Origin of the sequence: Pseudomonas jilinensis, assembly GCF_003586265.1 — a bacterium.
Taxonomy (GTDB): domain Bacteria; phylum Pseudomonadota; class Gammaproteobacteria; order Pseudomonadales; family Pseudomonadaceae; genus Halopseudomonas; species Halopseudomonas phragmitis.
The window spans coordinates 59,829-78,586 of sequence record NZ_QJSA01000017.1; the positions used below are offsets into that span (position 1 = coordinate 59,829).

Genomic DNA, 18,758 nt, shown 5'->3' on the forward strand with positions numbered 1-18,758 from the left:
CCTGCGTACAGAGCAAACCGTTACCGGCTCACCATCAAGCCTTGCTGACCACCAGCGATGCCACCGGACTATCAGCCGGGCGTTGGTCCGGGCCTTCGGCCGCCATCTTCAACCTGCTCGGTGCCGGCTTGCGGGTGCGTGGGCTACGGCGTTTGCCGGCACTGTCGCTTTGAGGCTCCTGCACGGACGGAGCAGACTCCTGAACACACAAGGCTGCCAGGCGTTCACGAAACTCCACGGTCGAAGCCTCCAGACAGGCGATATACACATCCATATCCGGCATCACTTCGCGGTCAGCCAGCACACCCAGATTGAGGCGATCGTAGATGCCGGTGATGCCATGACTGATGGCCATGCCATCGACAATCGGTACCACCGGATAAACCTGGCGAATCAAGGCTCCGGCAAAGTATTGCGGTGTCATCCCGGGAATCCCCGGCACATTGGTAATCAGGGTATTGATCAGTGGAACCCGCCCGGTCAAACGGGCCTTGTTCTGCAGCCAGGCACTCAGAGCCCGGACCGAGGGCGGCAGCATCTCGCCAGCCGAGTTATTGAGTTCGTACAGCACCTCCCGCGCCAGCGGGATTCCTTTGGCAGTGCGCCGCTGAACCGCCGTGAGGCGCTCCACCGGATCCTCGATATCGGTTCCGATGCCGATGAACATGGCTGAGATCAGATTGCCGCAATCCTTTTTCGCTTCTTCCGGGCGCAGCGACACCGGGCACATCGACACCAGCGATTCGCTCGGCAGTGCATGACGCTGCAGCAGATAGCGACGCAGTCCGCCAGCAATGATCGACAACACTACGTCATTGAGGCTGGCGCCCGGGCAGAGCTGACGCAATTGCTTAAGCTCAGGAATGCTCCACTCGAAGCCGCCGTAACTGCGATGCGGAGTGATTTCGGTATTGAACAACGTGCGTGGTACCCGGCGCTGCTCGGGCATCGCATCGCCCCGCAAGCGCTTGATCAGCTCAAAGCTCTTGCGCGAAAACTTCAGACCGGCCTTCATGCTGCGCAATGACTGCCCCATCATCCGGGGAGTGGTGCGGGCCCAGAGTTCCAACCGGCTGGGTGCCCGCTCGGCCACCACTACCCGGTTCTGCCGGCCGTACTCGTGCTGAGCGGTGGTTTCCATCAGCGCCTCACTCAACTCAACCGCAGCCTTGCCATCGACATAGGCATGGTGAAAACGGATCAGCACCGCAAAGCTGCCCGGCGGTACACCTTCGACATTGTTGAGCCCCTCGATGATATAGACCTCCCAGGGTGCCCGGCGCATATCGACACTGCGCGACATGGTCCGCGCGGTGAAAATACACAGTTGCCGCCAGTCACCCGGCTGCGGCAAGCCGACATGCCGCACGTGGTATTCCAGATCGAAATTGGGGTCATCCAGCCAGTACGGATCATCCAGCCCCAGCGGGGTCTGCACCAGACGGCGGCGAAAGTAGGAAGTAGCATTCAGGCGGTCGGCAATGTACTGCAGGATTTCCTTGTGGCGTACCAGCCCACCGGGAGCGGTCTGCTGATCACACAGCCACAGACTGCCGATCATCATCGGCTGGTTGGGTGCCTCGAAATAAAAAAAATGTGAATCCATGGGTGTCAGTTGTTTCATTAGTCTTGTCCTCGTGGAGACAGGGGGCAAAGGCGGCGGAACAGTCCAAAGAATTGACTCACACCAAAATACAGGCATTGACGACAATCAACAAAAGACCTTATTCCATAAGGGTTGGCGACTACCGGAAAGACCACGCCAAGAACACAATGAGACACTTATAGATAATGCAATTTTATGACCAACAAGTCACGCAGTGGCTAAAAACCAGCTGAAAAATGCAGAAAGGGCTCTGCCATTGATATGGGAGCAGCAACGGAATATCTGCCGGAGCCAGGCTCCGACAGCAGATGAGAGGCAAATCAGTGACAACGCACCATCAAGGTGCGCGCAAACTCAGGTACTGGAGCGCTTGACCAGCGCCAGCAGCCCGGCGGCACCGGCAAACAACCCGGCAAAGCTGCGGTTGACCAGACGCTGCTGGCCGGGTGACCGCAGCAGACGCAGCACCTTGGCCGCCAGCCCGGTGTACCCGGCCATCACGACCAGATCGACGCCAACCATGGTCAAGGCCATGACCCCGTACTGCGGCAGTAGCGGCTGGGCCGGGTTGATAAACTGCGGCAGCACCGCCAGCATGAACACCACCGCCTTGGGGTTGCTGACGTTGATCAGCAGGCCACGCAGCACCAGGCTCAACGGTCGCCCCGTTGGGCGGGGCGCCCGCTCATCGAGCACCGGCGCTGACGGGGCTTGCCACTGACGCAGGGCCAGATACAGCAGGTACAATACCCCGAACCACTTGATCAGGGTAAAGGCCAGCGCCGAAGTCGCCAGCACTGCCCCAACCCCAGCTGCAACGATCGCGATCTGAACCAGCAGCCCCAACTGCAGCCCAAGCGCCGTCCAATAGCCGCGTGAAAAGCCGTATTGCAGGCCACTGGCCATGGACGCGATGGCCCCCGCCCCGGGGGAAAGACTGATGATCCAGCAGGCCACAAAGAAGGCCAGCCAGGTTTCCAGAGCCATAATTACCTCTTGAACACACTCGAATGTTTACGCCAGCCTTGAGCCATCAATACCAGCAGAGTCAGTACGGTCAGTGGCAAGGCGTAATAGAGAACTGCGGTTTGCAGATCCTGCCGTGCGGGTGAGTCGCTTGCCGTCAGGATGAGATGCAGGGTGTAGAGCGCATAATAGCCCAGAAACAGCAGCCCTTCCCAACGGTTGATCCGCATGCCGCTGAAAAACACCGGCAGGCAGGCCACAGCCACCGCCAGCATGATCAGCATGTCGAACCTGAGCATCGCCGCCGATACCGCGATCCCACTGGGCGCCAGCAACGAAGCCAGACCCAGTACCGCCAGCAAATTGAACAGGTTGCTGCCAACCACATTGCCTACCGCAATGTCACGATGGCCGCGCACACTGGCGACCACCGAGGTCGCCACTTCCGGCAACGAAGTGCCAGCCGCAATGATGGTCAGACCGATCACTCGCTCCGACACGCCCAGCACCTGGGCCATGGTCACCGCCCCGGCAACCAGCCAGCGTGCACCCAGAACCAGCATGACCAACCCGCCCACAATCATCAGCAGGTTGACCGGTAGCGAGCCGCTTTCCGTCGGCACCTCAAGCTCAGAAGCCTCACCCGCCTGACGCCCGGCACGGCGACTGCTAACCACCAGAAACAGCGTATAGGCGATGATCAGACCGAGCAGCAGAGCTCCTTCACTGCGCCCCAGATGACCATTCATCGCCAGCAACCAGACCAACAGGCTGGCACCGATCATCAGCGGCACATCAAGCCGGATCAGTTGCCGAGACACCAGCAGGGGCGCGATCAGCGCCGACAGACCGAGAATGAACAATACATTGAAGATATTGCTCCCGAGCACATTGGCCAGAGCGATATCCCCCTGCCCTGCTACTGCCGCTCCGGCACTGACTGCCATTTCCGGAGCGCTGGTACCAAAAGCCACCACGGTCAGACCGATAACCAACGGCGAAATCCGAAAGCCAACCGCAAGCCGCGAAGCCCCTTTGACCAAAACCTCGGCACCCAGCACCAACAAACCCAGACCGAGTACGAACAACAGCAACTGCAACCATGACATGATGAAGCCCCTCCTGGGGCACGGGAAACCTGCGAACGCAGGCCTGATCAATCTAGCATGCCGGCCCAGGCGACTGAAGCCCCTCTCTTTTTGCACGCCGCAGGTTTGCGCGCTAAATTATGTATTCATACAGAGGGCCACCCCATGTCCACCCCCGATCCTTGCGCTGTATTGCTGCTCGATAATCAACTGTGCTTCGCCTTGCACTCGACCTCACTGCAAATGACCAAGGTCTACAAACCGCTGCTCAAGTCTCTTGGGCTGACCTATCCACAGTATCTGGCCATGCTGGTACTCTGGGAAAGTGATGGCATTAGTGTTGGCGATCTTAGTCAGCGGCTGCTGACCGACCCCGGCTCAGTGACTCCGGTACTGAAGCGTCTGGAAGCCGAAGGCCTGATCAACCGGGTGCGCAGCAAGAGCGACGAGCGCGTGGTCGAACTGTTCCTGACTGAGCGTGGTCAAACCCTGCGCGAACAGGCCAAGGCTCTGCCCGGCTGCATTCTAAAGGCCAGCGATCAGCCGCTGGACCGCCTGATGGCACTGCGCGATGAACTGCTTGCGTTGCGGGCCAGCCTGATCAAGCAAAGCTGACCCATCCGCCTTACCGCTCGTCGGCAAGTGCGGCTTTGCCTGGCAAATTATCTTGTGCGCAAAACAAATAGACGCTAACTTAATATCGTTAGCGCACAAAATATCATCCATACCCAGGAGGTTTATATGTCGATCCAACAAGTTGCCTACCGCGCCTATGCTGAAGCCACTGGTGGCCGCGATGGCCGAGCCATTTCATCCGACGGGATTCTTGATGTCGCCCTGACCACGCCGAAAGAGCTCGGCGGTGCCGGTGGTGCCGGAACCAACCCGGAACAATTGTTTGCCGCCGGCTATTCGGCCTGCTTTATCGGCGCCATGAAGTTCGTCGCCGCCCAGGAAAAAATCGCCCTGCCGGCAGATGTGTCGATTGAAGGTGTCGTCGGTATTGGTCCGATTCCCAATGGCTTCGGGATTGAAGTCGAATTGCGGATCAACCTGCCAGGCATGGAACGTAGTCAGGCTCAGGCGCTGATTGAAAAGGCTCACCAGGTCTGCCCCTACTCCAACGCGACCCGTGGCAATATCGATGTCACCCTGACTCTGCTCGACTGAGCCCACAGGTTTAGGTAAAACTCTGCCGAGACCTCAGCCCAGTGAGGAGACCGGCCCCAGTCTGGCTTCGGCCAGGCTCTGGCCGGCTCGCTCAATCAAAGTGTCCAGATTGTCATAGGCCGTGGCACTGGCGACACCCGTGCTGACCCTGAGCGGCCAGCCTATAGGAAAATCATGGTTGCGGATCATCAGCAGAATCCGCTCGCCAACCAGATCCGCCTCCTCGATGCCGGCTTCAGTGCAAACCACCAGAAAGCGCTCGGCCTCCCAGCGAAAAACCTTGTCCACATCGCGCAACCCGTCACGCAGCAGTTCGCTAAGCTCAATCAGTACCCGGTTGCCCATCATCGGGCCATGCTCACGACTGATTTTGTCGAAGTCATCAAGATCCAGCAGTATCACCGACAGCGGCCGGCCAAACCGTTGGGCGCGTTTAAGTTCATGGTTGAAGAACCCGATCAGGGCATTGTGGTTGGGCAAACCGGTCAATTCGTCCAGCCCCTGCAAGCTGTGCAAACGGCGTTTAAGCCGGCGCTGGCGCCGCCACCAGAACAGGCTGGTCAGGCCAATCGCCAGCAGAGTCCAGCCAAGCGACGGCAACAGCGGCAAAAATAGTTCAGTCACCAGAAAGCGATAAGTCCCGATCCAGGCCGCAGGCTCCAATGCCAGGGCCTGATCCGAACACAGCAATAGAAATACGCCCAGCCCTATTGGCAGGCGTCGGACCTCAATAGCAGTGATACTGGAATGGACGGGGTTCAAAGTGGCTCATTACCATCATGGGATAACCCAAGAATAGCGTGGTTTTGAGCACAACGTGGGGAGAAGAAAGAGCTTTATCGGCTCATTCCCCGCCCGCAGCCGGTCAAACCGGCAGCGGGCGAGGAGCACCAATCAGAGAGGCTTGCCGCGATTGCCGTGGGCTACCACGAACGCCTGCACCGCTGGCAGTTCGTTGGCCAGTACAGTGCAGCGCTCGGGACGCTCGAACAAATCAGCCAGGTGGGCCGGCAGATGCGGCTCCTCACCAACGGCCGCCTTGCGTACCGCCTCGGGGAACTTGACCGGATGCGCCGTACCCAGCGTAATCATCGGCGTGCTCATGCTGCGCCGGCACTCACGCGCAGCTCGCACACCAATGGCAGTATGCGGGTCGAGCAGCTCGCCACAGTCACGGTACACCTCGGCAATGGTCGCACAGGTACCTTCGTCATCTACCGCCAACGAGTCAAACAGCTTGCGCGCCTCAGTCCAGCGATCATCCTCAACCGACAGCTTGCCGGTTTGCTTGAAGCTGTCCAGCAGCTCGGCTACCAAGGCTCCATTGCGCCCGTGCAGATCGAACAGCAGGCGCTCGAAATTGGACGACACCATGATATCCATCGACGGCGACAGCGACGGATGCAGGGTGTCCTTGTCGTAGCGGTTGCCGCTCATGAAGCGGTGCAGGATATCGTTGCGGTTGGTGGCGACGATCAGTTGGCTGATCGGCAGCCCCATGTTGCGCGCCAGATAGCCGGCAAAGATGTCGCCAAAGTTGCCGGTCGGTACCGAAAACGCCATCGAGCGTGCCGGTCCGCCGAGCTGCAGCGCGGCATGGAAGTAGTAGACGATCTGGGCCATGATCCGCGCCCAATTGATCGAGTTGACCGCCACCAGCCGGGTCCCCTTGAGGAAACCCTGATCAGCGAAGCTGGCCTTGACCATCTCCTGACAGTCATCGAAGTTGCCTTCGATGGCGATGTTGTGGATGTTGTCACCGGCAATGGTGGTCATCTGCCGACGCTGTACCTCGGACACCCGGTTGTGCGGGTGGAGGATGAAGATGTCGACATTTTCACAGCGCCGGCAACCCTCGATGGCCGCTGAACCGGTGTCACCAGAGGTTGCCCCCATGATCACCACGCGCTCACCGCGCTTGATCAGGAAGTGATCGAGCAACCGCCCCAGCAGTTGCAGGGCAAAGTCCTTGAACGCCAGGGTCGGGCCGTGGAACAGCTCCAGCACCCATTCGTTGCTGTCGAGCTGACGCAGAGGTGCTACCGCGCTGTGGGCGAATACGCCGTAGGTATCCTTGAGAATCGCCTTGAAATCGGCGTCACTGATCGAGCCGGTCACAAACGGGCGCATCACGTTGAAGGCCAGTTCGTGATAAGGCAGGCCAGCCCAGGAGGCAATCTCTTCCTGGCTGAAGCGCGGCAGATTCTCAGGCACGTACAAACCGCCATCACTGGCCAGACCGGCCAGCAACACATCTTCAAAATTCAGGGCCGGCGCCTGGCCGCGGGTGCTGATATAACGCATGACAAAACCCTTCAGGTTTTAGTTGAGTTGTTCAACCCGGATCCGGGTTACCGGGCCGGCGATGTCGTCGAGCGCCTCGATGGCAGCAATGGCGTCGTTCATCTGCCGCTCGAGCACTTCGTGGGTCAGCAGGATCATCGGCACCAGGCCGTCATGCTCCTCGGCTTCCATCTGCATGATCGACTCGATGTTGATCCCGCGCTCGGACAGAATGGTCGCCACCTTGGCCAGCACGCCCGGACGATCCTGGGCCTGCACGCGCAGGTAGTAGGCGGTCTCGACCTCTTCGACCGGCAGCACCGGATGATCGGACAGGCTGTCGGCCTGGAACGCCAGATGCGGCACGCGGTTGTTCGGGTCAGTGGTCAGGGTACGGACCACGTCGATGATATCGGCCACCACCGCCGAAGCGGTCGGCTCAGCACCGGCGCCGGCACCGTAATACAGAGTCGAGCCCACTGCATCGCCGTTCACCATCACCGCGTTCATCACACCGTTGACGTTGGCGATCAGGCGATCCTCGGGAATCAGCGTCGGGTGTACCCGCAGCTCGACCCCGGCATCGGTACGGCGGGCTACACCCAGATGCTTGATCCGGTAGCCCAGCGCCTCGGCGTAATTGACGTCGGCAGTGGTCAGCTTGGTGATGCCCTCGGTATAGGCCTTGTCGAACTGCAGCGGGATACCGAATGCGATGGAAGCAAGAATGGTCAACTTGTGCGCAGCATCGATACCTTCGACATCGAAGGTCGGATCGGCCTCGGCATAGCCCAGCGCCTGGGCTTCGGCCAGCACATCCTCGAAGGCCCGGCCCTTGTCGCGCATTTCGGTCAGAATGAAGTTGCCGGTACCATTGATGATGCCGGCCACCCAATTGATCTGGTTGGCCGCCAAACCTTCACGCAGAGCCTTGATGATCGGAATCCCGCCAGCCACGGAGGCTTCGAAGGCAACCATCACGCCCTTGTCTCGGGCAGCCTGGAAAATTTCGTTGCCGTGTACGGCGATCAGCGCCTTGTTGGCAGTGACCACATGCTTGCCGTTGGCAATCGCCTGCATCACCACCTCGCGCGCCACACCATAACCGCCGATCAGCTCGACGACGATGTCGATCTCGGGGTTGTTGACCACGGCAAATACGTCATCAGTCACCGGGGTTGAACCCAGGTCGCAGTTAGGGTTGAGCTGACGGGCGGCAATCTGGCCGACCTCAATGCCCCGACCTGCCCGGCGGGCAATTTCAGCGGCGTTGCGCTGCAAGACATTGAATGTACCACCACCAACGGTGCCCAACCCACAGATACCTACTTTGACCGGTTTCAAACTATGGTCCCCACGTATTCGTTGTGTCTGATTATATGAAAGTTCACTGACGCCCTACTCCGAAGGCGCACATTATTGAGCCATACGGCTGGCGTCAATGACCCCAGCGACGACTGGCTCACTGATTGGCCAGTGCTTCCTCGGCCAGCATTCCGGCCGGCTTGTAGCCCGGCACCAGGGTGCCATTGGCCAGGAAGATCGCCGGCGTTCCCTGCACCCCCACCTGCGCGCCCAGAGCGAACTGCGCTTCGACCGGGTTGTCACAACTGGCCTGCGGCACCGACTGGCCAGCCTTGGCCCGGGTCATGGCCGCCTGTTTGTCCGCCGCGCACCAGATCGATTGCATGGTCACAGCGGTCGGAGTGTTCATGCCCGAACGCGGGAACGCGGCGTAACGCACTTCGATCCCCAGCGCATTGAGCTCTTCGACCTCGGTGTGCAGCTTGCGGCAGTATCCACAATCCACATCGGTGAACACCGTGATATGGGTCTTGGGCTGTTCCGGCGAGAAAATCACCAGGTCTTCACGCGGCAGGCTGTTGATCAGGTCACCAATGACCTTGGACTCAGCAGCAGCGGTCAGGTTGCGCGGTTGCTCGCCATCAACCTGGAACAGCGCGCCCTGAAGCATGTAGCGGCCATCGGCACTGGCGTACAGTACCCGGCCATTTTCGAGCTGGACCTGATACAGACCGCTGATAGGGGTTTCACTGATGCTTTTGACCGGTATGCTGATGTTCAGCCGGCCGAGGGTATCGCGGATGGCCTGATCATCAGCCAGTGCTTGACCGGCCAGCAGCGCCAGAGCCACGCCGGCAAGGTATTTCAGTCGCATGCATTATTCCTCTTGAAGACGTACAAGCTTACCACGAAACCCGCCCATCACCCACGGGGATGATGGCGCGCGTGCAGTTCCTGCAAGCGCTGCCGGGCCACATGGGTGTAGATTTGGGTAGTCGACAGGTCGCTGTGCCCCAACAGCATTTGCACCACGCGCAGATCGGCGCCGTGATTGAGCAGGTGCGTGGCAAAGGCGTGGCGCAGGGTATGCGGTGACAAGCTGCCACGCACCCCCGCCACCTGGGCATGCAGCTTGATTCGATGCCAGAAGGTCTGACGGGTCATCTCCCGGGCCTGGCGGCTGGGGAACAGCACATCACTGGGCGTCCCGCCAAGCAGCGCCGGCCGTGCTTCCTGCATGTAGCGCTGAATCCAGACCAGCGCTTCTTCGCCCATCGGCACCAGCCGCTCCTTGCTACCCTTGCCGGTCACCCGAATCACCCCCTGGCGCAGATTGACCTGATCCAGACGCAGACCGACCAGTTCGCTGACCCGCAGCCCACAGGCATACAGCACCTCAAGCATGCAGCGGTCACGCAGCCCCAGACTGTCGGACACATCCGGCGCCGCCAGCAAGGCTTCAACATCAGCTTCGCTCAGACTCTTGGGCAGAGGCCGACCCAGCTTGGGCATGGCCACATCCAGACTCGGGTCTTCGCCAAGCAACCCCTGACGCACTGCATAGCGGTAAAACCCACGCACACAGGACAGCAAACGTGCGGTCGAGCGGGCCTGGTATCCCTCACCGATCCGCCAGGCCAGATAATCCATCAACTCGCCCCGGCCAACAGCCAGCAACCCGCCACGCCGAGCCATTAACCAGCGCGCCAACTGCTCCAGATCACGCCGATAGGCATCCAGGCTATGCTGCGACAGGCCGCGCTCAAGCCACAGGCTGTCGATATAGCGGGCAATCAGTTGCTGTTCGGTATCAGAAAGCGCGGTCATGCGCAGGAGTTTGCAGCGCCAGCCGATAAGCTGCAAGCGGCCCGGCGCTCAGACCTGGGAAAGACTGGAAGCACAAACAAAAAAAGCAGCCCGAAGGCTGCTTTTCTGGGAACCACCGTCCAATCAGGACAGCTTCTCCTTGATACGTGCGGCTTTGCCGGACAGCTCGCGCAGGTAGTACAGCTTGGCCTTGCGAACGTCACCACGACGCTTGACGCTGATGCTGTCGATCAGTGGGGAGTAGGTCTGGAAGGTACGCTCAACACCCACACCGCTGGAGATCTTACGCACGGTGAAGGCAGAGTTCAGACCACGGTTACGCTTACCGATAACCACGCCTTCGAAGGCCTGCAGGCGCTGACGATCACCTTCCTTTACTTTTACCTGAACGATGACGGTATCACCCGGAGCGAACTCGGGGATTTCCTTGTTCATCTGTTCTGCTTCAAGCTGAGCAATAATGTTGGACATTTCAAACTCCTGCGCAAGCCGCCGGACTTGCATTACTGGTTATCGGTTGCCTGTTCGCGAAGAAACTCCGCCAACAGCTGTTGCTGTTCATCGCTCAATGCCAGATCCTTGAGCAACTCCGGTCGGCGTTGCCAGGTTCTGCCCAAAGACTGTTTGAGTCTCCAGCGCCGGATCAGAGCATGGTTACCACTGAGCAGCACCTCCGGTACGCGCCGCCCGGCGAATTCTTCCGGACGGGTGTAGTGCGGACAATCCAGCCACCCTTCCGTAAAGGAATCCTCCACCGCCGAATCCGCATGCCCAAGCACGCCAGGAATCAGTCGGGTTACCGCATCCAGGAGCACCATGGCCCCCAGTTCGCCACCGGACAACACATAGTCACCGATGGAAATCTCTTCATCGACGCACATCTCAATGATGCGCTCGTCGATTCCCTCATAACGCCCGCAGACCAGTACCAGACTGTCCAGCGCCGCCAACTCGGTGACTCGCTGTTGAGTCAGCGGCCGACCCTGGGGCGACAGATAAATCACCCGTGGCGGTGAGGGTGCCTGCTGGCGGATCGCCTGAATGGCTTCCAGCAGCGGCTCAACCTTCATCAGCATGCCCGGACCACCACCAAAGGGCCGGTCATCAACCGTACGGTGACGGTCATGGGCATGGTCACGCGGGTTACTGAAGGCTACCTCCAGTTGACCGCGCTTGACTGCGCGACCACTCACCCCGTGCTCGGTCAAGGCCGAAAACATCTCCGGGAACAGGGTTACTACACCGGCCCACACCGGTCAGAACTCCGGATCCCAGTCGACCTGCATGACACCAGCATTCAAGTCGATATCCAGCACGTACTGCCCGGGCAAATAGGGCAACAAGCGCTCGCGCTTGTCCAGGCTGCCGTCACAGGGTTTAACCACCATGACATCGTTGGAGCCGGTTTCCAGCAGGTGGTCGACACGCCCCAACAACTGGCCATCAACGGTTATCACCTGCAAGCCTTCGAGCTGGTGCCAGTAATACTCACCTTCTTCAAGGTTCGGCAGGGCCGATCGCGGCACGCAGATCTCGAAGTCGACCATCTCCAGTGCCTGGTCACGGTCACTGACACCCTTGAGCGTCGCAACCACAACCCGCCCCTGAAGACGGCCCGAGGTGACGGACACCGTGCGCAACTCCGAACCACGCCGCAGCGTCCAGGTCCGGTAATCCAGCACGTTATCCAGCGGGTCGGTGTGGGAATACACCTTGACCGCCCCGCGAATGCCATGAACCGATACGATTTTACCGAGGACCACCAGCGGTGATTCGGCCGATTCAGGCACGGCTGTCATCTCAGGCAGAGGCCTGGGCTTCCTTCAGCAGAGCAGCAACGCGGTCAGACGGCTGTGCACCTTGACCCAGCCAGTAGCTGACGCGCTCCTGGTTGACCGACAGACGCACTTCACCACCGGTAGCGACCGGGTTGAAGAACCCTACGCGCTCGACGAAACGGCCGTCACGGGCGTTGCGGCTGTTGGCGACGGTCAGATGATAGAAGGGGCGCTTCTTGGAGCCACCACGAGCAAGACGAATGGTTACCATGTCGACATCGTTTCCTGTGTTTGAGTAACGCTGCAATAATTCTTACAACAAAAGTTCAGCACGAGCCTATAGCCCGAAAGGTCGCGTATTCTACGGAATATCACGACCAAAGAAAACTCTTTTTTGATCAAGGGCTGTACAGCACTCAGAAGCGCGGCATACCACCACCCGGCGGCAGCATACCTCCGCCGCCCATACCGCCCATACCGCCCATTCCACCCATGCCGCGCATGAGCTTGGCCATGCCACCTTTGCCGGCGACCTTTTTCATCATCTTCTGCATCTGCTTGTGCTGCTTGATCAGCCGGCCAATATCCTGAATCTGGGTACCGGAACCGGCCGCGATCCGGCGCTTGCGCGAGCCGCTGATGATGTCAGGGTTACGCCGCTCAGCCGGCGTCATCGAATTGATGATCGCCTCCATCTGACGGAACTGCTTCTCGGCCTGGGTCTGGGCCGTTTCCATCTGACTGGCGTTGATCTTGCCGCCCATCATCGGCAGCTTGTCCATCATCGAACCCAGACCGCCCATGCTGCGCATCTGCTGCAACTGGTCGCGAAAGTCCTCGAGATCGAAACCCTTGCCCTTCTTGAGCTTCTTGGCCAGTTTGTCGGCCTTGTCCTTGTCGAGCTTCTGCTCGGCCTGCTCGATCAGGCTGAGCACATCACCCATGCCCAGAATCCGCGAGGCGACCCGATCCGGATGGAACGGCTCCAGCGCATCGGTTTTCTCGCCTACCCCAAGGAACTTGATCGGCTTGCCGGTGATATGCCGCACCGACAGCGCCGCACCACCACGGGCATCACCATCGACCTTGGTCAGAATTACCCCGGTCAGCGGCAACGCCTCATTGAAGGCCTGGGCCGTATTGGCCGCATCCTGACCGGTCATGGCATCGACCACGAACAGGGTTTCGGCTGGCTTGGCGGCAGCATGGACCAGCTTGATCTCGTCCATCATCTCGGCATCGACATGCAGACGACCGGCGGTATCGACGATCAGCACATCCATGAACCGACTCTTCGCCTCGCGCAGAGCCGCCTCAACAATAGCTACCGGCTTCTGGCTCAGGTCCGAGGGGAAGAAATTCACCCCCACCTCGCCAGCCAGGGTCTCCAACTGCTTGATCGCGGCCGGACGGTAAACGTCGGCGCTGACCACCATGACCTTTTTCTTCTGCCGCTCGCTCAGGGTCTTGGCCAGCTTGGCCACGCTGGTGGTCTTACCCGCCCCCTGCAAACCGGCCATCAGGATCACTGCCGGCGGCGTAACCGCCAGATTCAGGCCCTCGGCCTGGCCCATGACCGCTTCGAGTTCCGCCTTGATGATCTTGACGAACACCTGACCCGGCGACAGGCTGCGGCTGACCTCCTGGCCTACCGCACGGTCACGCACCTGATCGACAAAGCTCTTGACCACCGGCAAGGCCACGTCGGCCTCGAGCAGCGCCATGCGCACTTCGCGCAGGGTATCCTTGATATTCTCTTCGGTGAGCTTGGCCCGGCCGGTCACACCCGCCAGGCTGCGTGACAAGCGTTCGGTAAGATTTTCAAACATCGGCGAATTCTCCTCGGCCACGCCCTGAAATCAGGCGGCGCCACAATCAAGCGGCAAAGTATAACCCGCCACCGCCCATGTTAATAGCAAGGCGCTTTATCCGCGCCGCGGCTTGTGCCACACTTCGGGTTTGTTGATAACCACTCTCAAGGATGTATGACAGCGCTGACTTCCAGCCTGCTTGCCGCCAGCCTCTACCTGGGCGGTACGCTCTATCAAATGCACTGCCTGGGCAAACGCCTGGCAGTCAACGCCAACCTGCTGCGCGGCATCGGTGTGTTTGCGCTATTGGCGCACGCAGTCAGCCTGTACCTGCAACTGATCACCGACCAGGGGTTGTCGCTGGGCTTTTTCAACGCCGCCTCGCTGATCGCCTGGCTGATCATTGCCCTGACGCTGTTGTCGAGCCTGCGCGCACCGGTCACCAGCCTGCTACTGGGACTCTACCCGCTGGCCCTGATCACCGGCGTACTGGCCTGGCTGTTTCCCAATCACGGCACCACCCTGGTAGCCGGACAAAGTGGCCTGCTGGTGCATGTGCTGCTGTCGATCCTGGCCTACGGCATTCTGACCATCGCCGCGTTCCAGGCAATTCTGCTGGCCATTCAGGAATATCAGCTCAAGCACAAGCACCCCACCCGCTTTATCCGCACCTTCCCGCCACTGCAAACCATGGAGCGGCTGCTGTTCCAGTTTCTGCTGTGCGGCGAAATCCTGCTGACCCTGGCTCTGTTGTCGGGCTTCATGTTCCTCGACAACATGCTGGCACAGGGCATAGCGCACAAGACCCTGCTGTCATGCCTGGCCTGGGTGGTGTTCGGTATTCTGCTATGGGGCCGGCATTTCCGCGGCTGGCGTGGCAGCTATGCGATCCGCTGGACCCTGGCCGGGTTCCTGCTGTTGATGCTGGCCTACTTCGGCAGCAAACTGGTACGCGAATTCCTGCTACCGCTGTGATCACACTGTCCGAGGCCCGACCTTGAACGATACCCACACAGGCACACTGCTGATTCTGCTGGGCCTGCTGATCATCCTCTCGGCGTTCTTTTCCAGCTCCGAGACCAGCATGATGAGCCTCAACCGCTACCGGTTGAAGCACCTGAGCAAGGAAGGCAATAAAGCGGCCCGGCGCGCCTCCCGGCTGCTGGAGCGCCCGGACCGACTGCTGGGCACCATTCTGGTTGGCAACAACATCGTCAACATCCTGGCCGCCTCGATCGCCACCGTGGTCGCAGTGCAGATCTGGGGCGAGGCCGGAATCGCGATTGCCACCTTTGGCCTGACCATCGTCATTCTGATCTTCGGCGAGATTACCCCCAAGACCCTGGCCGCCCTGCGCCCCGAGCTGATCGCCTTTCCGGTCAGCATCATTCTGGCCGTGCTACAGAAGGTGCTGTATCCCATCGTCTGGGTCTGCAACGCCATCAGCAATCAGTTACTGCGCCTGCTCGGGGTCAACCCTAACGCCGCCGACGGCGACCAGCTCAGCACCGAAGAACTGCGCACCGTAGTGCGTGAGGCCGGACTGGGCATCACCCGCAGCCGCCAGAACATGCTGCTGGGCATCCTCGATCTGGAAAAGATGACGGTCAACGACATCATGGTGCCGCGCAACGAAGCCGTGGGCATCGATATGGAAGACGACATCGACACAATCATCAACCAGTTGCGCAACTGTCATCACACCCGGCTGCCGGTCTACCAGGGCGACATCAACCACGTCACTGGCATAGTCCACATGCGCTCGATCGCCCGTCTGCTCAGCCGCGGAGAGCTGACCAAGGACGCTTTGGTCGGCGCCTGCAAGGACCCCTATTTCATTCCTGAAAGCACGCCACTGCACACCCAACTGTTCAACTTCCAGAAACAGAAGCGCCGGATCGCCATCGTGGTCGACGAATACGGAGACGTGATTGGTCTGGTCACCCTGGAAGATATTCTTGAAGAGATCGTCGGCGAATTCACCACCGATATGCTGCTGCCCAGCCAGGATATCCACCCGCAGTCCGACGGCAGCTACGTGATCGACGCCGCCAGCTCGATCCGCGACATCAACCGCCACCTACAGTGGAAATTGCCGGCCGACGGCCCCAAGACCCTCAATGGCCTGATTACCGAGCAGCTGGAAAGTATTCCAGAAACCAGCGTGTGCCTGAGTATCGGCCCCTACCGGATGGAAATCCTGCAAACCAAGGACAATATGGTCAAAAGCGTGCGAGTCTGGCAGCGAACCCTGGATCCCCAGGTCAACACCGCCGCAACAGGCAATCAGGACTCAAGCGCCAGCCATTGACGCACTATTGAGCCCGCCCACAGGCGATAGCCTTCGGCGGACGGGTGATAGCCATCACGGGCCAGGTAATGTGCCTGAAAGGGGATATCCAGCGTGCAGTAAGCCGCTCCGCTATGCGCCACCAACCGGCGCAGATCAGCATCCAGCAGGCCAGCACGCAAGCCGAACCAGGCCCGCAGCGGCTGCGGCAAAGCCCGGAACTGCCCGAGGGGAGGCACCGCGCTGACCAGCACCTGAGCACCGCTGGCACCCAAGGCAGTGATCAGCGCGGACACTTCAGTCCGCCAGCGCCAGCGCGGGGTCAAATGCGTGGTGTCGTTGACGCCCAGCACCAGCACCACCAGATCCCAGCGCTGACCACTCACAGCCGGCAGCAACTCACTGCGACACTCTGCAGCCCGCACACCGTTACGGCCACAGGCCCGCCACTCGACGGCACGCCCGGTAGCCTGCGCCAACTGCCGGGCCAATTGACCGGCCAGAGCTTCAGCCTGTGAATCCACACCAACCCCGGCCACGGTCGACTCACCGACCAGCAACAAGCGCAGCGGCTCAACATTCCAGACGCCTTCCGGCTGCTCGCAACCCTGCCAGGGCTGCGCCGCATCCGGCAGGCGCAAGGCCGTGCGTTTGACCCACAAGGCCTGCGGCAGCAGCAGCGGTAGTGCCGGTGCAGCCAGATACCACCAGCGGCTCAGAGCTTGACCTCGACAGCATTGGCCGCGCGCAGCGCCTTGGCCCGTGCCGTTTCAATATCCGCATCCAGCGCCAGCGCCACCCCCATGCGCCGCTGCCCATCGACCTCAGGCTTGCCGAACAGACGCAACTGGGTATCCGCCTCACTCAATGCCCGTTCCAGATTGCCAAAACGCACATCCTGCGACTGGCCATTGACCAGAATCACCGCCGAGGCGGCCGGGCCGAACTGACGAATCGCCGGTACTGGCAAGCCGAGGATCGCCCGGGCATGCAGGGCAAACTCGGACAGATCCTGGGAAATCAGCGTGACCAGCCCGGTATCGTGCGGGCGCGGCGACACCTCGCTGAACCAGACCTGATCACCCTTGATGAACAGCTCGACTCCAAACACCCCGCGCCCACCCAGAGCATCAGTCACCGCCCGGGCCACCCGTTGCGACTCGGCCAGAGCAGCCTCGCTCATGGCCTGCGGCTGCCAGGACTCCTGGTAGTCGCCGGCTTCCTGACGATGACCAATAGGCGCGCAGAAACTGGTGCCACCGGCATGGCGCACGGTCAGCAGTGTGATCTCGTAATCAAAATCGACAAAGCCCTCGACGATCACCCGCCCCTGGCCGGCCCGGCCACCCGCCTGGGCATAATCCCAGGCTGGCTCCACCTGATCGGTCGTGCGCACCAGACTCTGGCCCTTGCCCGACGAACTCATCACCGGCTTGACCACACACGGCAAACCAATCTCGCGGATCGCCCGTTGATAGTCTTCCAGGCTGTCGGCAAACCGGTATGGCGAGGTCGGCAACCCCAGCTCCTCGGCGGCCAGACGGCGGATACCTTCCCGGTCCATGGTCAACCAGGCCGCCTTGGCGGTCGGGATCACGGTATAACCTTCCTGTTCCAGCTCCAGCAGCACCGGCGTGGCAATGGCCTCGATCTCCGGCACGATATAGTCGGGCTGCTCAGACTCGATCACCTCACGCAACAGGCGGCCATCGAGCATATTGATCACATGATGGCGGTGGGCGACCTGCATAGCCGGTGCATTGGCGTAGCGATCCACCGCGATCACCTCGCAGCCCAGGCGTTGCAGCTCGATCACCACTTCCTTGCCCAGCTCGCCCGAGCCCAGCAGCAATACCCGAGTGGCCCCGGCGGCCAGCGGCGTTCCAATTTGCGTCATACCGATGTTCCTTGTTGTGAAGCAGGCTCGAACAGCAGCCCCTGATCCCGAGCGCGCTGCTCGCAACGCGCCAGCACCGCGCGCCGCTCGGCGTCACTCATCCGCCCCCATTGAATGATTTCCTGACCGCTGCGCTGGCAGCCGGTGCAGATATCTTGCTCATCAAGCATACAGACAGAGACACAGGGCGAAGGGACGGGCGTTGTCATGACTCAGTCGACCTGCACCTTGAGCTCATCACGGAAACGCCGGGCATTCATGACGTAATGCGCCGCACTGGCTTCCAGCATCTTCTTCTGCGCCTCGCTCAACTGCTTGACCACCTTGCCCGGCGAGCCCATCACCAGCGAACCATCAGGAATTTCCTTGCCCTCCGGGATCAGGCTGTTGGCGCCGATGATGCAATGCTTGCCGATCTTGGCGCCGTTGAGCACCACCGCGTTGATGCCGATCAGGCTGTAGTCGCCGACATCGCAACCGTGCAGCATGGCATTGTGGCCAACGGTAATGCCCTTACCCAACACCAACGGGATGCCGTGATCGGCATGCAGCACAGCGCCATCCTGCACATTGCTGTGCTCACCGATCACGATCCGCTCGACATCGCCACGTACCACCGCGCCAAACCAGACGTTGGCACCGGCGGCCAGCGAAACCTTGCCAATCACGGCGGCAGTCTCAGCGATCCAGGCGTCCTCGGCCATTTCGACCCGATCATTACCCAGGCTGTATTTCAT

Annotated in this window: 21 protein-coding genes; 4 read left to right on the forward strand and 17 right to left on the reverse strand. The window is 60.4% G+C overall.

Features of this window, described 5'->3' with window-relative positions; translation table 11 throughout:
• Positions 1 to 34: 34 nt before the first annotated feature.
• The 3 genes from C2846_RS16625 to C2846_RS16635 all read right to left on the reverse strand — a co-directional run bounded on the left by C2846_RS16625 (position 35) and on the right by C2846_RS16635 (position 3,681).
• Positions 35 to 1,624 carry a wax ester/triacylglycerol synthase family O-acyltransferase gene (locus tag C2846_RS16625; protein WP_165443852.1) on the reverse strand — a complete coding sequence of 530 codons (1,590 nt, stop codon included), beginning with the start codon at positions 1,622 to 1,624 and terminating at the stop codon, positions 35 to 37.
• Between the two features lie 336 nt (positions 1,625 to 1,960).
• Positions 1,961 to 2,593, reverse strand: coding sequence for a LysE family transporter (locus C2846_RS16630; protein WP_119701999.1), 633 nt, complete (start codon positions 2,591 to 2,593; stop codon positions 1,961 to 1,963).
• Positions 2,594 to 2,595: 2 nt separating this feature from the next.
• Positions 2,596 to 3,681 (reverse strand): calcium/sodium antiporter, encoded by a 1,086-nt coding sequence (locus C2846_RS16635; RefSeq protein ID WP_119702000.1) that lies wholly within the window; start codon positions 3,679 to 3,681, stop codon positions 2,596 to 2,598.
• Between the two features lie 144 nt (positions 3,682 to 3,825).
• Here C2846_RS16635 and C2846_RS16640 point away from each other — a divergent pair, with 144 nt between their 5' ends.
• Together C2846_RS16640 and C2846_RS16645 are read left to right on the forward strand one after the other, a co-directional pair.
• Positions 3,826 to 4,275 carry a MarR family winged helix-turn-helix transcriptional regulator gene (locus C2846_RS16640; protein WP_119702001.1) on the forward strand — a complete coding sequence of 150 codons (450 nt, stop codon included), beginning with the start codon at positions 3,826 to 3,828 and terminating at the stop codon, positions 4,273 to 4,275.
• A gap of 126 nt (positions 4,276 to 4,401) precedes the next feature.
• On the forward strand, positions 4,402 to 4,830 hold the full coding sequence (locus C2846_RS16645; protein WP_080048239.1) for an organic hydroperoxide resistance protein: 429 nt from the start codon (positions 4,402 to 4,404) through the stop codon (positions 4,828 to 4,830).
• A gap of 33 nt (positions 4,831 to 4,863) precedes the next feature.
• Here the strand turns inward: C2846_RS16645 and C2846_RS16650 are convergent, their stop codons facing one another.
• The 10 genes from C2846_RS16650 to ffh all read right to left on the reverse strand — a co-directional run bounded on the left by C2846_RS16650 (position 4,864) and on the right by ffh (position 13,852).
• Complete coding sequence (locus tag C2846_RS16650; RefSeq protein ID WP_165443853.1) at positions 4,864 to 5,454, reverse strand: GGDEF domain-containing protein; 591 nt, start codon at positions 5,452 to 5,454, stop codon at positions 4,864 to 4,866.
• 270 nt (positions 5,455 to 5,724) lie between these two features.
• A complete protein-coding gene (gene thrC, locus C2846_RS16655; protein ID WP_119702003.1) occupies positions 5,725 to 7,134 on the reverse strand; it encodes a threonine synthase in 1,410 nt (469 codons plus the stop codon).
• 18 nt (positions 7,135 to 7,152) lie between these two features.
• Entirely contained in the window at positions 7,153 to 8,457 is a 1,305-nt protein-coding gene (locus C2846_RS16660; RefSeq protein ID WP_080048242.1) for a homoserine dehydrogenase, read from the reverse strand.
• Between the two features lie 118 nt (positions 8,458 to 8,575).
• Positions 8,576 to 9,292: a bifunctional protein-disulfide isomerase/oxidoreductase DsbC gene (gene dsbC / locus C2846_RS16665; protein WP_080048243.1), complete on the reverse strand. Its 717-nt coding sequence runs from the start codon at positions 9,290 to 9,292 to the stop codon at positions 8,576 to 8,578.
• A 47-nt stretch (positions 9,293 to 9,339) separates the two neighbouring features.
• Positions 9,340 to 10,245, reverse strand: a complete 906-nt coding sequence (gene xerD / locus C2846_RS16670) for a site-specific tyrosine recombinase XerD (protein WP_080051572.1) — start codon at positions 10,243 to 10,245, stop codon at positions 9,340 to 9,342.
• 123 nt (positions 10,246 to 10,368) lie between these two features.
• Complete coding sequence (gene rplS / locus C2846_RS16675; protein ID WP_080048244.1) at positions 10,369 to 10,716, reverse strand: 50S ribosomal protein L19; 348 nt, start codon at positions 10,714 to 10,716, stop codon at positions 10,369 to 10,371.
• A 32-nt stretch (positions 10,717 to 10,748) separates the two neighbouring features.
• On the reverse strand, positions 10,749 to 11,498 hold the full coding sequence (gene trmD / locus C2846_RS16680) for a tRNA (guanosine(37)-N1)-methyltransferase TrmD (RefSeq protein WP_080048245.1): 750 nt from the start codon (positions 11,496 to 11,498) through the stop codon (positions 10,749 to 10,751).
• 3 nt (positions 11,499 to 11,501) lie between these two features.
• Positions 11,502 to 12,044: a ribosome maturation factor RimM gene (gene rimM / locus C2846_RS16685; RefSeq protein WP_119702004.1), complete on the reverse strand. Its 543-nt coding sequence runs from the start codon at positions 12,042 to 12,044 to the stop codon at positions 11,502 to 11,504.
• A gap of 1 nt (position 12,045) precedes the next feature.
• Positions 12,046 to 12,294 carry a 30S ribosomal protein S16 gene (gene rpsP, locus C2846_RS16690; protein ID WP_080048247.1) on the reverse strand — a complete coding sequence of 83 codons (249 nt, stop codon included), beginning with the start codon at positions 12,292 to 12,294 and terminating at the stop codon, positions 12,046 to 12,048.
• A 145-nt stretch (positions 12,295 to 12,439) separates the two neighbouring features.
• Positions 12,440 to 13,852 (reverse strand): signal recognition particle protein, encoded by a 1,413-nt coding sequence (gene ffh, locus C2846_RS16695; RefSeq protein ID WP_080048248.1) that lies wholly within the window; start codon positions 13,850 to 13,852, stop codon positions 12,440 to 12,442.
• 156 nt (positions 13,853 to 14,008) lie between these two features.
• Here ffh and C2846_RS16700 point away from each other — a divergent pair, with 156 nt between their 5' ends.
• Together C2846_RS16700 and C2846_RS16705 are read left to right on the forward strand one after the other, a co-directional pair.
• Entirely contained in the window at positions 14,009 to 14,809 is an 801-nt protein-coding gene (locus tag C2846_RS16700) for a cytochrome C assembly family protein (protein ID WP_080048249.1), read from the forward strand.
• Positions 14,810 to 14,831: 22 nt separating this feature from the next.
• Positions 14,832 to 16,145 (forward strand): HlyC/CorC family transporter, encoded by a 1,314-nt coding sequence (locus tag C2846_RS16705; protein WP_080048250.1) that lies wholly within the window; start codon positions 14,832 to 14,834, stop codon positions 16,143 to 16,145.
• On the opposite strand, the gene C2846_RS16710 is transcribed toward C2846_RS16705, so the two are convergent.
• The 4 genes from C2846_RS16710 to C2846_RS16725 are packed head-to-tail and all read right to left on the reverse strand — an operon-like array spanning position 16,121 to position 18,758.
• Positions 16,121 to 16,786 carry an SGNH/GDSL hydrolase family protein gene (locus tag C2846_RS16710; RefSeq protein ID WP_231705552.1) on the reverse strand — a complete coding sequence of 222 codons (666 nt, stop codon included), beginning with the start codon at positions 16,784 to 16,786 and terminating at the stop codon, positions 16,121 to 16,123. The two genes, C2846_RS16705 and C2846_RS16710, sit on opposite strands and share 25 nt — an antisense overlap.
• A gap of 53 nt (positions 16,787 to 16,839) precedes the next feature.
• Positions 16,840 to 18,021, reverse strand: coding sequence for a formate-dependent phosphoribosylglycinamide formyltransferase (purT, locus tag C2846_RS16715; RefSeq protein WP_119702005.1), 1,182 nt, complete (start codon positions 18,019 to 18,021; stop codon positions 16,840 to 16,842).
• Positions 18,018 to 18,230 (reverse strand): DUF1289 domain-containing protein, encoded by a 213-nt coding sequence (locus C2846_RS16720; RefSeq protein ID WP_080048253.1) that lies wholly within the window; start codon positions 18,228 to 18,230, stop codon positions 18,018 to 18,020. The genes purT and C2846_RS16720 overlap by 4 nt, the downstream gene beginning before the upstream one ends.
• 3 nt (positions 18,231 to 18,233) lie before the next feature.
• Positions 18,234 to 18,758 (reverse strand): gamma carbonic anhydrase family protein, encoded by a 525-nt coding sequence (locus tag C2846_RS16725; RefSeq protein ID WP_080048254.1) that lies wholly within the window; start codon positions 18,756 to 18,758, stop codon positions 18,234 to 18,236.

Excerpts from the sequence above, each read along its gene's own strand:
- C2846_RS16625 (WP_165443852.1), bottom strand. The coding sequence starts at position 1,624 with ATGAAACAACTGACACCCATGGATTCACATTTTTTTTATTTCGAGGCA.
- C2846_RS16630 (WP_119701999.1), bottom strand. The coding sequence starts at position 2,593 with ATGGCTCTGGAAACCTGGCTGGCCTTCTTTGTGGCCTGCTGGATCATC.
- C2846_RS16635 (WP_119702000.1), bottom strand. The coding sequence starts at position 3,681 with ATGTCATGGTTGCAGTTGCTGTTGTTCGTACTCGGTCTGGGTTTGTTG.
- C2846_RS16640 (WP_119702001.1), top strand. The coding sequence starts at position 3,826 with ATGTCCACCCCCGATCCTTGCGCTGTATTGCTGCTCGATAATCAACTG.
- C2846_RS16645 (WP_080048239.1), top strand. The coding sequence starts at position 4,402 with ATGTCGATCCAACAAGTTGCCTACCGCGCCTATGCTGAAGCCACTGGT.
- thrC (WP_119702003.1), bottom strand. The coding sequence starts at position 7,134 with ATGCGTTATATCAGCACCCGCGGCCAGGCGCCGGCCCTGAATTTTGAA.
- dsbC (WP_080048243.1), bottom strand. The coding sequence starts at position 9,292 with ATGCGACTGAAATACCTTGCCGGCGTGGCTCTGGCGCTGCTGGCCGGT.
- xerD (WP_080051572.1), bottom strand. The coding sequence starts at position 10,245 with ATGACCGCGCTTTCTGATACCGAACAGCAACTGATTGCCCGCTATATC.
- rplS (WP_080048244.1), bottom strand. The coding sequence starts at position 10,716 with ATGTCCAACATTATTGCTCAGCTTGAAGCAGAACAGATGAACAAGGAA.
- rimM (WP_119702004.1), bottom strand. The coding sequence starts at position 12,044 with ATGACAGCCGTGCCTGAATCGGCCGAATCACCGCTGGTGGTCCTCGGT.
- rpsP (WP_080048247.1), bottom strand. The coding sequence starts at position 12,294 with ATGGTAACCATTCGTCTTGCTCGTGGTGGCTCCAAGAAGCGCCCCTTC.
- ffh (WP_080048248.1), bottom strand. The coding sequence starts at position 13,852 with ATGTTTGAAAATCTTACCGAACGCTTGTCACGCAGCCTGGCGGGTGTG.
- C2846_RS16700 (WP_080048249.1), top strand. The coding sequence starts at position 14,009 with ATGACAGCGCTGACTTCCAGCCTGCTTGCCGCCAGCCTCTACCTGGGC.
- purT (WP_119702005.1), bottom strand. The coding sequence starts at position 18,021 with ATGACGCAAATTGGAACGCCGCTGGCCGCCGGGGCCACTCGGGTATTG.
- C2846_RS16720 (WP_080048253.1), bottom strand. The coding sequence starts at position 18,230 with ATGACAACGCCCGTCCCTTCGCCCTGTGTCTCTGTCTGTATGCTTGAT.
- C2846_RS16725 (WP_080048254.1), bottom strand. The coding sequence starts at position 18,758 with ATGAAATACAGCCTGGGTAATGATCGGGTCGAAATGGCCGAGGACGCC.